This window comes from Arthrospira sp. PCC 9901, assembly GCF_059013425.1.
Genome location: NZ_CP102296.1, coordinates 4,987,175 through 5,001,998, shown reverse-complemented (window position 1 = coordinate 5,001,998; position 14,824 = coordinate 4,987,175). Strand labels below are relative to the sequence as shown.

The window sequence follows — 14,824 nt, the reverse complement described above, 5'->3', positions numbered from 1 at the left end:
TTGAAAGAATATATACTAATAATATGACTGCTGTGCCACTTCCCAGACGCTCAGAACAACCTTCAGACTCCCTTTCTAGTTCCTCAGATGCTGATGTGACATCAGCCTCTCACTTAAAGGAAATGGTGGCTAGACTCCATCGGGAACAGCAAAATATTAATGAGTTGCTGAGTTCCCTAAGTTTTGCCCTCCGTAGCTTTAATAATCTCAATCAGTTCTTAGAATTAACTCCCCTAGTTGCTAGTCGAGTGACAGATGCTGATGGGGGTGCTTTGGTGCTGTTTAAACCTAACGGTCAGGTGCGCTTTCAACGCTTACACTGCCAAGATGGTCGTCAGTGTCAGGATATTCGCGCCATTTTAGAGGCGGCTACCAGACAGGTGATATCCCAGCCTAATGATACCATAACGGTGGGAGTGGTTCCCGAGAGTCTCGCGCCCCAATACGTGGCAAACCTAGACCATCAGGTGAGTAGTTGCTTGGGGTCGGATGTGCAACTTTTTAGCACGGAAATCCTGGTTAATAATATATCACGGGGGCGGTTGTATGTGTTCAGCCATGATCCTGATTATCTGTGGACACCAACCCGCCAGAAATTAATTAGACTGGTAGCTGATCAAACGGCTGTGGCGATCGCTAATGATGAACTATCAGTTTCATTACGGGAAAAAGAACGCCTAGACCGAGAATTAGAAATTGGTGCAGAAATTCAACTGCGCCTACTTCCGCGTAAATGTCCGAAAATTCCGGGTTTAGAAGTAGCCGCGCGCTGTCAAACCGCCAACCGAGTCGGGGGAGACTATTACGACTTTATCCCCTCAAATTTTGACAAACATGAACATGAAAATCATCCCGGTTCCGGAGAAGTTGGCTACGGTGACACATCATCGGAACATTGGAGTATTGTCATTGGTGATGTCATGGGAAAAGGAGTCCCAGCCGGGTTAATTATGACCATGACTCGGGGAATGTTGCGCGCAGAAGTTCTCAACCGCCATTCCCCCGCCCAGATTCTCCAACATCTTAACCGGGTGATGTATGCTGACTTAGAAAATTCTAATCGGTTTGTGACTCTGTTTTATTCGGAGTATGACCCGGAGACTAAAATTCTCTCCTATAGTAACGCCGCCCATAATCCCCCTTTATTATGGCAAGCGCAAAGCCACAGTATTCGTCGGTTAGATACTTTGGGAATGTTGATCGGTCTTGATGCTGATACCCGTTACTACCAAGCCCAAGTGCAACTATATCCGGGGGATACTGTGATTTACTATACTGATGGCTTTACTGATGCGGCGAATCAACGAGGCGATCGCTTTGATGAAGATAACCTACAGACAGCCTTTCAATGGGCTTGTCAAAACTCCCATACTCCCAATCGCATTGTAGATCATATATTTGCCGAAGTTCAGAAGTTTATCGGTCCGAGTAACAGTAATATTGATGACATGACTCTGGTTGTGCTACAGGTGCAACCCTCTTAAAGTGGGGAGAATGCCGATTATGTCCGTTGATACTTTCGAGATGTTTGTGCAAACTTTCAGCAACCCTGGGAGCCATATTCTCATTTTAACCCCTCACTGGTCATGGGAGTGGGGGGAAGTCGCAGCTACCTTACCAGTGCTATTCGGTCAACAGGTAAATGTTGATTTATGGACTAACGTTACGAATACCTGGAATAATTTACTGGAAACCGGACAGCTTTGGGCTTTTTTGATTGGATTGGGGATGGGGTGGTGGGCGAAAAGCCTCTTACCCTAATCGGAAATATTTTCCCCAGTCAGTTGCTGCTCAGACATTTATAGCTAATTTAAAGATTATAGGACTATGACTGAAGCTAAAACCTGGAGCCAACGATTTGAAAAGGCTTTGCATCCAGCGATCGCCACTTTTAACGCCAGTATCGGCTTTGATATTGAGTTAATCGAGTATGATTTGACTGGCTCCGTCGCTCATGCCAAAATGTTGGTCAAAACCGGGATTATCTCCCCCGAAGAAGGACAAGCCTTAGTTGATGGCTTGGAGACTATTCGCCAAGAATACCGCCAGGGTCAATTTAACCCCGGTGTCGATGCTGAGGATATTCATTTCGCCGTTGAACGCCGACTTACCGAAATTGCCGGAGATGTCGGTAAAAAACTCCATACGGGGCGATCGCGTAATGACCAAGTGGGAACTGATACCCGCCTTTACCTGAAAGACCAAATTCAACAAATCCGCACCCAGATTCTTCATTTGCAAGGGGTTTTATTGGATCTGGCTACTAATCACGTCCATACTCTCATACCAGGATACACTCATCTACAACGGGCGCAACCTCTCAGTTTGGCTCATCACCTACTGGCTTATGTGGAAATGACCCACCGCGACTGGGAACGTCTGGGAGAGGTTTATCAACGGGTGAATACTTCCCCTCTGGGGTGCGGTGCTTTGGCGGGGACTACTTTTCCCATTGACCGACACTATAGCGCCGAATTATTGGGGTTTGACCGGGTTTATGCTAATAGTTTGGATGGGGTGAGCGATCGCGATTGGGCGATCGAGTTTCTCAGTGCTTCTAGTCTCATTTTGGTTCACCTCAGCCGCCTCTCCGAGGAGATTATCTTTTGGGCTTCCCAGGAGTTTGGTTTTGTCACCCTCACTGATAGCTGTTCCACTGGCTCTAGTATTATGCCCCAAAAGAAAAACCCCGATGTTCCTGAATTGGTGCGCGGTAAAACTGGCCGGGTTTTTGGACATCTACAAGGGCTATTAGTCCTGATGAAGGGTTTACCTTTGGCTTATAATAAAGACCTCCAGGAGGACAAGGAAGCCTTATTTGATGCGGTCAAAACTGTGAAAGGCTGTCTGGAGGCGATGACTATTTTGTTATCCCAAGGGATGGAGTTTCGCCCACAACGTCTCGCTGAAGCAGTGGCGGAAGATTTCTCGAATGCTACTGATGTGGCTGATTATCTCGCTACTAAGGGGGTTCCTTTCCGGGAAGCCTATAATTTGGTGGGTAAGGTGGTCAGAACTTGTCTGGAGTCCGGGAAACTTTTAAAAGACCTTACCCTCGATGAGTGGAAGTCTTTACACCCTGAATTTGATGTCGATATTTATGATGCGATCGCACCTTTACAAGTCGTCGCCGCCCGGAATAGCTACGGCGGCACGGGTTTTGAACAGGTTAAATTAGCCCTGCAAAATGCGCGCGATCGCTTGGTGGCTGCACAATCATAATTATCTCCTTAACCGGGTGTCTCTAACCCGGTTTCTTGGGGTTTGCTATAGTAGTATGGGAAGAACTTGGTCAATCGTTCATCGTCAACCTACTTGATTAATTAGGCTAAATATATGACTCCCACTTGGAATGATTCTTTGAAAATTGGCATCCCCTTGATTGATTTTCAACATCAGCAACTATTCGACCAGATGGATTTATTGATTGCTAACCTGGAACAAAACCGCAGCCCCCAGGAACTTCAATCAACTATCAAATTTCTGGAAATGTATATTAATAACCATTTCAAATATGAGGAGTCCTGCATGAATTTATATAAATGTCCCGTCGCCAAAAATAATCAGAACGCACACAAACGATTTGTGATGAGTTTTGAAATGATTAAAAGTCGCATCGAACATCATGATAACTTTAACTCAATTGTTCTCAGCATCAAACAAGACCTGCGCGATTGGTTTATTGACCACATTAAAAGCATTGATACCCAACTGAAACCTTGCATACCTACCAAAAAATATGGATAATGTGGGGGCGGGTGCTTTGAGTTTCTGGCTGGTGGGCTAGAAGGCTGATAAACCCGCCTTTTGTGGATCATGTAATTGATGGCTTTTTGAAAACTTGTCTATGTCCACTGCTAATCAAGCTGTAGTTTGTCTGAATTTGGGAAATGATTATGTTGGGTCTCAACAATGGGAACTGGCGGCGAATTGTTATCGACAGGCTATTGAGGCTGACCCTAACTTAGCCGCCGCCTATACCAGTTTAAGCAGCATTTGGCAACATTTGCAACAACCCCAAGCTGAGGCGGAAAAACTTTATCAGATAATTAGCGAAAATCCTGGTTCTGTTAACCCAAATTTTGGTTTGATTGTCGGTGAGAGTTTGGAGAAACACCAGGATAGCCAAGGCGCGATCGCTTGGTATAATTTGGCGATCGCTATTCATCCTCAATTGGCAGTCGCTCACTATAAACTCGCCCAGGCATATCATAACACAAATCAGGTCGATTTGGCAATAGCCAGTTATCAGAAAGCCATTGAATTGCAGCCCAATATATATATCTATTATGTCGGTTTGGGTCAAGCACTGACTAGCACCAAACTAGATGAACAAGCTATCACCGCCTATCAGAAAGCCATTGAACTCAAGCCAGACTTTTCTTGGTCTTATCACCATTTAGCAGTCATTTTAACTCGATTAGGGCGTATTGAGGAAGCCATAGACAACTATCGCCAGGAAATTGAATTAAACCCGGATTTTTATTGGTCTCACTTTCACTTGGGCGATTTACTCAGCCAGCAAAATCAGCCGGAAGAAGCGATCGCCGCCTACCGGAAAGCGATCGCCATTAACCCTCAACAACCAGAAGCACATCAACGGCTGACCGAGATTTTATCCCGAGACCAAAAAACTGGCGAAGATGCACTTTTAGGGGGGAGATATGAAGAAGCGATCGCCATTTATCGGGATATGGTCGCCGCTAAACCTGACTATTCCTGGGGATATTATGGTTGGGGTTTAGCATTACTAAACCTGCGCCAATGGTCAGAGGCGATTGAGGTATTTAATCAGGCAATTAATCTCAATCCCGATTGTTTTTGGTCTTATAATAATCTGGGATATTGTTTGTTTAAACAGGGAGAAATCCCCCAGGCGATTGATGCTTATCGAAAAGCGATCGCCATTGATCCAGAAATCCCAGAAGTCTATATTCGCCTGGGTGATACCCTCTTACAACAGCAAGATATTGATGGCGCAATTGCCGCTTATTTAGACGCTATTAAAGCCCAACCGGACGGGGAAATAGCATATATAAAACTGCGGCATTTACGCACCTATAGTTTTATCAAATTACAACCCGAGCAAATAGAGGCGATCGCCTCCGGTTATCAGCAGGCAATTTCCCAGGTTCCCCACTATCCCGAACCCTACATAAATTATGGTGATTTACTCACCGAAATAGGCGACATTTCCGCCGCCATTTCCACCTATAAACAGGGAGTCTTAGCCAAAACCAAAATCATTCGCCCCGAATTTTTTAGCAACCACTGGGAAACCGCATCAGTTCCAGGTCCGAATTTCCTAATTATTGGCGCTCAAAAAGGTGGCACCACCTCCCTTTATGAATACCTTTGTCATCATCCCCAGATAATTCCTAACCTCCATAAAGAAGTCGATTTTTTCATTTGGCAATATTACCGAGGCTTAGACTGGTATCTCGCCCATTTTCCCCCCATTCCCCCTGGCGGCGAATTTCTCACCGGAGAAGCCAGCCCTAGTTATATAGTCGATAGTAAAGTATGCGATCGCATTTCGCAAGCCTTCCCAGAAGTCAAGCTAATTGTCACCCTAAGAAATCCAGTAGATCGGGCTTTTTCTCAATATCAAGACCACCGAAATTGGATGGGTCAAGAACAGCGCACTCTCCAGCAAGCCATGATAGATGAAATTGCCATTCTCGATACCATTGACGACCCCACCCTAGCCGGACGCAAATTTTGGGGATGTCAATATGGTTATCTACTGCGGGGAATGTATGTTTATTTTCTGGAAAAGTGGATGCAAAAATTCCCTCCCGAACAGCTTTTAATCCTCACCAGTGAAGAATTATATAACCACCCGCAGAACACCCTCAAACAGGTATTTGAGTTTTTAGGTCTTCCCGACCATCAACTCTCCGAATACCCCCGATATACCGCAGGTTCCTATAATCCCATACCAGAAACATTACGTCAGACCCTAGGCGACTTTTTCCGTCCCCACAACCACAAACTCGAGGAATTATTAGGCCGAAAATTCCATTGGTCGCCGTAGCCTCAGACCCAAGCCATTTTGATATTAACCGAAAATTCTCTACTGACGCACCCGACTAATTATTGGTCGCTGTCGGGCGGGTTGATTAATATCCTCCTGGGAATGGAGAATTGACCGTCGAACCCGCCCCTACCTAATTATTAATTACCATTAATGGCAATAGTAGCCATTTTGATCCGGTCTTTCCTGTTGCTGACCAATGCGAGTCGCACCTATCAGCGTCGAAATGATGATACATCGCTTTTGACCTGGAACTTCAGGATGATGGATAGCAATGCGTCCCTTCGCAGCTAGAGAAGTTTGCGTGCAGAAATTAGACGGGTTATAGACCGGACAGCCTTGGTAGTTGAATAAAACTCGGTACACCGTCCCCGCGTTTCGGACTTGGTTGGTGTCCGGGTCTACTCTTCGCAGCGTCGTTTCATATTTATTCCTGGTGTTCCTTTCCCGGTTGTGAATTTCTATCCCCGGTTCTAGGTTAGTCCATGAACCTTCTGGGAGTTGACCAGGGGGAGTCTTCGCGGGATGGACTGCTACCTGTACTCGTCCCCCATATTCCCTGATACTCGCTTGCCATGATGTACTAGATAGTATAGCCTCACTTTTGGCTGAGTGGATAGCCCAGTTGAGTCGCCGGATAGAGGTTTGCAGTTTCTGGTTATTCGCGAAACCTAACCAAGTCGGAACCGCTATCCCACCTAGTATTGATATAATCACCATCACCCCTAAGACTTCTAACAAAGAAAACCCAGATTCTGTAGGGGATTTTCGCGATTTCGCACCCGGAGAGTCACTGCTAACTGGTTTTTCAGCCACTAAATTAATAGCCTGTTTCTGAACCAGAAGCAAGTGCTTAATTAATGTATTTTCCATTATTTAACCTGGGTCACAAGGATAGATGTCGTGTAGGTCAGCTAACCGCAGCATACACAACTAACCTCACTCGTAAAAGGCCTCGTTACGGGTGATATCTTTGGTGGTTTATTCTAAACTATGTTTTCGGAAATTGGGGGTAAAGTTTTGTAAAATATTCAGTAGATAATTAATTTTTTGTGTTACAATTGGCTAGTTAGAACTACTCAATCAGGGCAATCATCTCCTTGGAGTTTCTGCGTGGATAGTAGTCTAGTTCTGACAGCCACGCAATGTGTCACGCTATTATCAGCGGAAGATACAACTACCCAAAAAGGATTATCTTCGGTTATATTCTTCTCTGGATCTTGCTCTCGTTCTATAACTCCTAGATGGTCAAACTTTAGGATGTTATCGTCTACTGGTGCGAAAACTCGCAGTGTAATTTGTCCCTCGTTAATCTCGCCATTCACATCGAGAGTTTGCCAATCTGCGTTATCGTCGCTCGGTCGTCCCTTAGAGGTCAAATAAATTCGATATGCGGGTATACCTCCATGCTCACCAAATTCGAGGGAGCGACCTAAACTGGTTAATTGCGCTTGGCTTTGAGCGCGTTGTATGGCGTTAAAAACCCGGTCATTAACGGTGCGAACCTTTTGTCTATTGGCAAACATTATCCATGTCGGAGCGGCGATCGCACTCAGAATGCCAATCATTAAAACTACCACCAACGTCTCAATGATGGTGAAGCCCGACTGGTTTTTGGTGCGCCTGGGATTGACCGATTTTGGGTTAATTAAAATACTCATTTTATAGGTTCCTTTTATTATAAATTCCCTGATTTTATCGGTTAATTGAAAGCACCTAAGCCTTTAACCAAAAAGTTCGTCTCTGGAAAAAGCGATCGCCTATCCTCGTCGAATTCTTTAGCATTCGGATCAATGCGAATTGCCGCATTCATTCTCATGTTAACTAAAGCTGCTGTATTACGGGAGTCTACACATACAAAAAAGCCACTACCCTTATTTCCAGATAGTAGTTTAGCTTCAGTTGGATCAGTTGCTCCAGTTAAGTTAAAAACTGTTCTACAGTGATCAGCGGCTAGACCCTCAACGACACCTGGATATATGTAATCAATCAGAACTTCTCGTGGTCGTGGTCGTTCTGATTCATCTACAATAGGGCCGCTGGCTTCCCAATCATTCATCTTTGTACGGCCGCGAGGTCGAGCAAAACCTGGGTCTGGTTCATGTCCAGCAATATGGCATGGTGGTCCGCCGTCGCAGGTGTTATTGTGTATATCTATGACACCATCGTTGATTTGTAAGCGAGAAATACGTGCCTGACCAGACCAAGTATCAGAATCACCTGTTTGTAAATAGTAAGCAACTAAAGATAAAACTTGGGCATCATCGCAACGGGCATCATCGCAATGATTAGCAGCAACTGGCCTGTTAACCTCACGGGGGGGAACAACATTGGGGATAAACTCCTGTTTCCAGAATAGCAATACCACATTCTGGGAATCAGGAAGATAACCATTTTCATCGTTTTCTATAATCTTAGCAACCCCTTCACCGTCGTAGATATAGATAGCTTGGGAGAGGTCGCGGCGAATGAAATCTGCTGCCGCCTGTAACTCCTGGTTCGATCTGGCTATGATTTCTTCCTGGGTATCGGTTCGTAAAACATCCACCACAAAGAATAGGATGGGCGTGATGATCATACTAGCCACAACAGCCGAAATCAATAACTCAATCATCGTGAAGCCTAAGTCATTCCCCTGGGTGGTTTTTGACCTAGATTTCAATACACAAATTAACCAAAACCGAACTAGGGACAGCATAACTACCTCTCTACCGGGATAATCTTACTTTTGCACTCCATGGGAACCATCACCAAACCTATTAATCCCCTTCATCTTCAGGACATCCTTGTACACGCTCACGTAAACGGTCACTTAAACTCCTAAAGGAACTGGTGCTAGTGGGGCTAATCTCCGTTCGCACCTGCACTAGGGGTTCTCTGGGGTTTCCTAAGCCGACCCTGGAACTCGCTAAATTACTAGACCCGTCATCATTAGCCCCCTCTAGTTGTCCCGATTGGGCAAATGCGTCAGCACGATACACCCTGACAATCAACTCATAACCATGCTGTAGGTTGTCGCTACACTCATTTATGCCAATTCCCTGAACAATCATATCCGTGGGGCTATTGGTTTCACATCTCCCAGTTCCGTCATTATCCACACAGAACAAGTTGGCTGGGGTGGTACAGGCTCGACCAGCCCCACAGTTCAAGCTACCAGTTGCAGTTGGTCCAGCGTTGGGGTCACTGGGATTTAACCGCACCAAGTTGGTATTGGTTGGGTCAGTACGGACAGCACTGATATAACTGTTAGCGGCTCTGCTGGCTAGTTCTATGCGCCGAGCCTGTACCCGTGTGGCGAAGGCAAAACCCAACACGGGAGAAATGCCGACCATCAGGATGCTGACCACCACCATAGCCATGATGGACTCAAGCAGGGTGTAGCCAGATTCGCTACACCGGGAGAACTTGGGGGATAGTTTGGGGTTGAACATGGTTCGGCTCAGAATGCAACATGATTAAATAGGGTGGTCAGTTATGGGCTACTCGGTTGGACTAGGTTCGACGGTTGAAGAACGTATCAGGGTTTAAAGGACATTGATCAGGGCGCAACCCATCAGGGAGAAAGTTTGGGCCGTTCTCCCCTTCTCTGCCACACAACAGGGTATGAACCCAGGGGTCATCCCGACTCACTTCTCGGAAGTATTCATCTGGGGGTTGGGTGGCGGGAGTGGTCAGCCGGGAGGCAAACAGGTCAGGAAGTTGGGGCAGCAGACCGACATCATAACCGTAGTTCCGGTTAGGGGGTCGGTAGAATGGCACTTGACCGTTATCAATCAAACTTCTGTAGGGACGGAGACCTGTTGTTAAGGCTGGTCCGAACTTGGTCAAGTCGGCACTATTTTGATCCAAAACCGGCATCATGGGTCCGCTGGCGTATGCACTGCGTTTGAACTGGATGAATGAACCCTTGATAGTTGCAGTTACCCCGTTCCATCTTTCCAAGAAGCGACTAAAGTTGTGGAAACCACCGTTTAGCTCAGTTTTTTTATCTACTGTTGGTCGGATGGGGGAATCACCACTGGCAATAATTAGGTTAAAGGTAGTTGCTACAGCCGGCTGTAACAAGTTCTGTTGGTCATGTTGGATTGTGTTCAATTGCACCACAGGTTCCCACAGAGGCTGTGCATAAATAACAGGGCTATCAGGGTCCTCTGTAAGAATCTGCCTAAAACCATTGCGTGGCCAATGAACCTTTGGCACATCACCTTCCATTTGAAAGAGCAGTGCATTGGCTTTTGTTGTGGTCACCTTGTCAAGAGTTTCGAAATCTCCATTTACACAGTCTTCATCATATTCACCTGTTTCTTCATTTAAGGATATTTTTCTTTCTGTTTTGTCTTTGTCGTCACTTTTCTCCAGACAAATTTCATCAGCATCCTGTAAGGGTGAATAGGCGTATTTGCCACCAACAACACCCAAGGGGATAGGATGACCCCTTTTATCTAGCAAGAGTTTGTGTTTCCTATCACGAGCAAAAGCAATGCGACGGGGATAGATGCGATCGCTTGCTGGCAGTAATCGCTGTACAGTTGTTCCTACAGTGGGGTTGTCGTCGCTACTACTGTATGTAAAATTACGCCCAATTTTATCTGATGCATACTCCTTATCCTCATCATCCTCACCAGCTTCACTGACTACCCAATCGTCTGGCTGACACATGGAAACTAGAGGTTCACGGCAAATCTCCATCACATATTCAATGCCATCACCTCTGGTCTGAATTGGAGTCACATAGTTGTTAACATAGGAACTTCTGAGGATTTCACTACCAATCCATAACCTAATTGAATTACCTGCATTATTCCAAACATTTTGAGTAGTCATGAAGTTGTTGTCATAGAAGCCGTTAATCCTACGCAGAGCTTCCAGGGTTAGTTTATTTTCGGGCCATTTTTGAGGTTCTGGGTCTGGGGGTGGTGGTGGGGGTGGTGGACCGCCGCCATTCTCATCGCCATTCTCAGCGGGGGGGTAATCCCATTTATCGCCGTCACCATCCAGGTCGAAGTCGAATTCTACTTCATTAAAAAGTATTTCAGGATCACGACCAGTGGTAGGCTCAAACTGATAGTCATCTCTTTTAACCGGGTTCAAACCCTTTAGTCGCCTGTAGTCTTGGCTAAGAACCATGTTGTTGCGGAGGTTATAGTCACCTTCCCAGCGATATCCTTCCCTAAACTCCCTAGAAAGTAGAGTCACCGCATCAGACAAAACCGTGGCAGGTCGCCAGGTATCCCCTGTGCTACAGTCCGGTAGGCGAGGGTCATCGGCACGGCAGGCAAAATCTGGATTCAGGTTGCTGCGAGCATAAAAAGCACTACCCTCGTCAATAAATTCATCCAAAGCAGTGCCACCAGGGGTTTGGTGGAGGTTGAAAGTTCCTTTCACATAGGCAGGCAAATTACTGACTAGGATTAACCCTTTTTCGTCTTCAAAAAAGGTGGTTCGGCGATCTAACCGTTCACCATTAATCAACATGATGCCGTTGGGGCGGCGGGTTTCGTCTAAAACAAAGTCCACTGGACTGGTTATGGAGTCGCCAGTGCTATCATCTCTCAGGGCATCATCACGGGTGGCGTAGACAATGCCACTGTTGGGCAATAAAAACTCGTTATCACCGATCGCTTTTTGGCGTAACTTGTTTAAGTCAATCACCGTGGTGCGAATTTCCAGAGGTTGGCGGTCTTCCAGGGGGCGATCATAAGTGCCTTTACCATCAGCAAAGAAACCGTCATCATCCTCCAGGGCTTTCACCTGGCGGGCATCCAGCAAAGTTCCTTCAAAAATCGTACCATGGGGAATGGTAGCTTCTGTGGGAGTCCCCGCCGCTCCATCATCGATTCGCACAGCGCAAACCGCCGCATCAATAGCCGACTGTTCCTCCAAGCTTCTCTCTGTAGGTTCTTTGGCTAATGCTTTCCGCAGAGGCTCGTTGACAAAGCGCCCATCCGGAAAAACTAGATTAGCCTGGTAGTAAATCTTCTCAAGCAGGCTACCGGATTCATTGCCTGCAAACAAGCCGTCAGCATTTGGTGTCTGTTTGGGTGGATTTAGTATCTGCGCTCGCGTAGACAATGCCATTGTGGGACATACCCTCGCCAGTAGCCGTCGCCGCTTCCCAAGGCAAGCCATGCCTATTTTTAGCGGTTTCCTGGGTGGTGGGGTCGTAGTAACTGCTGATACAGGCTATGGGATTTTGGCGATCGCCCGGCTCCGCCCAGGGAGTGGTTGTATAGTGATACACCACAGTAGCCCGCATTCTCAGGTCGCCGATTTCATCATCAGCCATTTTCGCTTTGCCATCGAAATTACTGTCCTCCCACATAGCCATGGTATCTGGCCACACCACATCAAAAGCGGATTCATTTTCCGGGGTGTCTGGGTTGTCCGCCGCCCGGGCTGGTCGAGTCTGGCTCAGAAATGACTCACTCGGTAAGTAAATCCCTGCCCCGGTAACTATCCGCATCCCTCCCATGAGCGGATCATCGTCTGTAGAGTCTCTAGCCGCTGCCCTTTCCCAGAAACCGTTACGACCTGTATTCCCCAGGTCTGGCATATCGAACATTCGAGTTCGGCGGAAGCGCTCCCCGTCACCTTCATCCCAGACAATATTATTGATAAACTGTGCCGCCTGGGTGGTAAAAATCCCGTCGTTATACCATCTGGCTGGTAAACCATTGCCCAGCAGAACGCGATCGCCAATTAATGTTTCTTGTTGTTGATCTTTAACTAGCTCAGGATTCCTAGCTGGTAAACGCAACTTATTACCACTCGTCCACAGATCCAAACGGCTATGGTTACTCCCATTTGTTGTTGATATGGTGGCATTTCCTCCATCAAGCTGCTGTGGATAAATCCATTCATCCTTGGCTCTTAATTCCTCACCACTGCCATTCAGTGTAGCTGTATCACTATTCGGGTCAAAGTTTTCGCTTCCTACTTCACGGTTAGGAACCCGACGAGTTCTAGCTGTGAAATACATCTCCAGCATTCTCCTCCGGTCTTCTCCATCTTGGTCAACAGCCTCTCGGACCTGTTCCGGGTCTGTAGCTGCCGCGTTTTCCATCTGTGCATCTACCAAACCCTTGATTCTTTCTGCATATTCTAGGTCATTGTAACTTACCGCATTGGGCGCTCTATCTACCGATAAATGGTCTTTACCCCAACTCACTCCCGTTGGTGCGCCATTTGGTCGGAATAGGTCCAGAGTCGCGTTACCCCCTCCACTTGAACTGCTATCAGCAGTACCTGTGCCAAAGTTGCCACCTATGATAATCTTGCTATTTTCCATCTGATAAAAGCAAGAGTTGGGGCTGCTCACCTGACGATATGTAACATTATTATTAGTGAACAGGTTGCCATTGACCATAATCCGGCCGTTTAACTGAAGAGCCTGACGACCCGGAGTTATGTCAATATCACCTTCATAGACTACAGCATTATTAACTAAAGGCACAGCTTGCCTATCTTGCTGCATTTCCACAGCCGCAAAACCCCTACCACTGACGGGTATACTGGCAGCGTAGATAAAAAAGGGTTTTCTCAGAACATTATCCTGTTGGAACCAGTCAGTACCACCAGTAACCAAAGTCGCAACACTTCCCAAGGCTTGTGGACAATGAGGGTTGCTGTTAAAAGGTGAATCTATCCTAGGTACAGGATTACCTCTAGCATCTATGGGAGTTCTCGCCCGATCGCGTTCTGTATGCAGGAAGAAAATTCCGTAAATATTGTATCTATCTGTTTCGCCGTCACCATTGAAATCTTCTTCAAATCCCCAGGCAGTATCTATGGTTCTTCCGTTAAACTCTAGGGTCAGTCGTTCTTCACCGACAAAGTCATACTTACCTCCCCTTAATTCTTGCATTAACACACCATTTTCAGGCGCTCCTGATGGCATAGCCTCAAATGCGTTCTCCAGTTTCACTTTGGCCCGTTCCAGGGCGGGTGTGGCCGCTAACAGCACTTCCTGGCTAACCCGCACATTTTGCGCTACCTGCGCCCGGTCTAAGGCTCGGAATGCGATCGCCACCGTTAACAGTACCACCACTAACATCACCATGGTTACTGTCGGCAACACAAAACCCTCTACTCGCTGGCGATCGCCCCTATTCATATTCAACCAATTTCCCAGGAGCGATCGCTTTAAGCCCCCGATAGCCCGGTTACCAAACTTCCGGATCTCTCCTAACCATAATCGAATAGGTGACTTAGGTTTTCTGTGATTATGCTGATTGTGCATAAGACGACTTCCTGACCTTAGAGTTTAACTGAATACACGGGCTGATAAATAATACGGCGAGATAAATATAAATACACTCATAGCTGTGGTATTATTACCCACAACTAGGCGACTAAGTACCCCGGTTATCCCCGCCAAGGGCAACTAGGGTACACCTTTTTCTATTATCACAAATCGACTGAGTTAATTGTGAGTTAGCGATCGCCTTTCTCCTGTGCGATCGATCACATTGACAAACTCGGTTCGAGGGTTATAGGCTTAGGGAGGATGAGTCCTCACCTACATATTAGCATTCCCAACTCAACCTAAAAAACGATCACCCTTCTATTAATGTTAACTTTTGTAACGAAATGTTAAGTTTTGTTGCGAAAAATTTTTTTCTGGGGGGTCCCTTGCCTTTCCCGCCACCCCGTGCTATACTTTTAGATAATGGGAATAGTGACATTTTTAGAATTTAGGCACAGATTTCTATTATGTAACTGTCCCTATATTATCACCAATTGCCAGAGCTTGTCAACCCCCTACATCAGAAAGTTGATAGACTG

11 protein-coding genes are annotated in these 14,824 nt (G+C 46.4%); 5 read left to right on the top strand and 6 right to left on the bottom strand.

The window, feature by feature from the left end:
* Positions 1 to 23 precede the first annotated feature (23 nt).
* The 5 genes from NLZ44_RS22195 to NLZ44_RS22175 all read left to right on the top strand — a co-directional run bounded on the left by NLZ44_RS22195 (position 24) and on the right by NLZ44_RS22175 (position 6,037).
* The gene (locus NLZ44_RS22195; RefSeq protein ID WP_493751192.1) at positions 24 to 1,484 is read left to right on the top strand and encodes a PP2C family protein-serine/threonine phosphatase; all 1,461 of its coding nucleotides are present in this window, start codon (positions 24 to 26) and stop codon (positions 1,482 to 1,484) included.
* 19 nt (positions 1,485 to 1,503) lie between these two features.
* Complete coding sequence (locus NLZ44_RS22190) at positions 1,504 to 1,761, top strand: hypothetical protein (RefSeq protein WP_493751191.1); 258 nt, start codon at positions 1,504 to 1,506, stop codon at positions 1,759 to 1,761.
* A 66-nt stretch (positions 1,762 to 1,827) separates the two neighbouring features.
* Positions 1,828 to 3,222: an argininosuccinate lyase gene (argH, locus tag NLZ44_RS22185; RefSeq protein WP_008050997.1), complete on the top strand. Its 1,395-nt coding sequence runs from the start codon at positions 1,828 to 1,830 to the stop codon at positions 3,220 to 3,222.
* 114 nt (positions 3,223 to 3,336) lie between these two features.
* Positions 3,337 to 3,747, top strand: a complete 411-nt coding sequence (locus NLZ44_RS22180; RefSeq protein ID WP_493751190.1) for a bacteriohemerythrin — start codon at positions 3,337 to 3,339, stop codon at positions 3,745 to 3,747.
* 100 nt (positions 3,748 to 3,847) lie between these two features.
* Positions 3,848 to 6,037, top strand: a complete 2,190-nt coding sequence (locus NLZ44_RS22175; RefSeq protein ID WP_493751189.1) for a tetratricopeptide repeat protein — start codon at positions 3,848 to 3,850, stop codon at positions 6,035 to 6,037.
* Between the two features lie 150 nt (positions 6,038 to 6,187).
* Here the strand turns inward: NLZ44_RS22175 and NLZ44_RS22170 are convergent, their stop codons facing one another.
* The 6 genes from NLZ44_RS22170 to hpsA (NLZ44_RS22145) all read right to left on the bottom strand — a co-directional run bounded on the left by NLZ44_RS22170 (position 6,188) and on the right by hpsA (NLZ44_RS22145) (position 14,279).
* Positions 6,188 to 6,910 carry a pilus assembly FimT family protein gene (locus NLZ44_RS22170; protein WP_493751188.1) on the bottom strand — a complete coding sequence of 241 codons (723 nt, stop codon included), beginning with the start codon at positions 6,908 to 6,910 and terminating at the stop codon, positions 6,188 to 6,190.
* 206 nt (positions 6,911 to 7,116) lie between these two features.
* Positions 7,117 to 7,698, bottom strand: coding sequence for a prepilin-type N-terminal cleavage/methylation domain-containing protein (locus NLZ44_RS22165; RefSeq protein WP_493751187.1), 582 nt, complete (start codon positions 7,696 to 7,698; stop codon positions 7,117 to 7,119).
* A gap of 41 nt (positions 7,699 to 7,739) precedes the next feature.
* Positions 7,740 to 8,735 (bottom strand): hormogonium polysaccharide secretion pseudopilin HpsC, encoded by a 996-nt coding sequence (hpsC, locus tag NLZ44_RS22160; RefSeq protein ID WP_493751186.1) that lies wholly within the window; start codon positions 8,733 to 8,735, stop codon positions 7,740 to 7,742.
* Positions 8,736 to 8,796: 61 nt separating this feature from the next.
* Positions 8,797 to 9,471, bottom strand: coding sequence for a hormogonium polysaccharide secretion pseudopilin HpsB (hpsB, locus tag NLZ44_RS22155; RefSeq protein WP_493751185.1), 675 nt, complete (start codon positions 9,469 to 9,471; stop codon positions 8,797 to 8,799).
* A gap of 61 nt (positions 9,472 to 9,532) precedes the next feature.
* Positions 9,533 to 12,118: a hormogonium polysaccharide biosynthesis protein HpsA gene (gene hpsA / locus NLZ44_RS22150; protein WP_493751184.1), complete on the bottom strand. Its 2,586-nt coding sequence runs from the start codon at positions 12,116 to 12,118 to the stop codon at positions 9,533 to 9,535.
* Positions 12,060 to 14,279 (bottom strand): hormogonium polysaccharide biosynthesis protein HpsA, encoded by a 2,220-nt coding sequence (hpsA, locus tag NLZ44_RS22145; protein ID WP_493751183.1) that lies wholly within the window; start codon positions 14,277 to 14,279, stop codon positions 12,060 to 12,062. The genes hpsA (NLZ44_RS22150) and hpsA (NLZ44_RS22145) overlap by 59 nt, the downstream gene beginning before the upstream one ends.
* Positions 14,280 to 14,824 lie beyond the last annotated feature (545 nt).

Coding starts and splice junctions, on each gene's coding strand:
- hpsA (WP_493751184.1), bottom strand. CDS start 12,118: ATGGCATTGTCTACGCGAGCGCAGATACTAAATCCACCCAAACAGACA.
- NLZ44_RS22170 (WP_493751188.1), bottom strand. CDS start 6,910: ATGGAAAATACATTAATTAAGCACTTGCTTCTGGTTCAGAAACAGGCT.
- hpsA (WP_493751183.1), bottom strand. CDS start 14,279: ATGCACAATCAGCATAATCACAGAAAACCTAAGTCACCTATTCGATTA.
- NLZ44_RS22195 (WP_493751192.1), top strand. CDS start 24: ATGACTGCTGTGCCACTTCCCAGACGCTCAGAACAACCTTCAGACTCC.
- hpsC (WP_493751186.1), bottom strand. CDS start 8,735: ATGCTGTCCCTAGTTCGGTTTTGGTTAATTTGTGTATTGAAATCTAGG.
- NLZ44_RS22175 (WP_493751189.1), top strand. CDS start 3,848: ATGTCCACTGCTAATCAAGCTGTAGTTTGTCTGAATTTGGGAAATGAT.
- NLZ44_RS22180 (WP_493751190.1), top strand. CDS start 3,337: ATGACTCCCACTTGGAATGATTCTTTGAAAATTGGCATCCCCTTGATT.
- NLZ44_RS22165 (WP_493751187.1), bottom strand. CDS start 7,698: ATGAGTATTTTAATTAACCCAAAATCGGTCAATCCCAGGCGCACCAAA.
- argH (WP_008050997.1), top strand. CDS start 1,828: ATGACTGAAGCTAAAACCTGGAGCCAACGATTTGAAAAGGCTTTGCAT.
- hpsB (WP_493751185.1), bottom strand. CDS start 9,471: ATGTTCAACCCCAAACTATCCCCCAAGTTCTCCCGGTGTAGCGAATCT.
- NLZ44_RS22190 (WP_493751191.1), top strand. CDS start 1,504: ATGTCCGTTGATACTTTCGAGATGTTTGTGCAAACTTTCAGCAACCCT.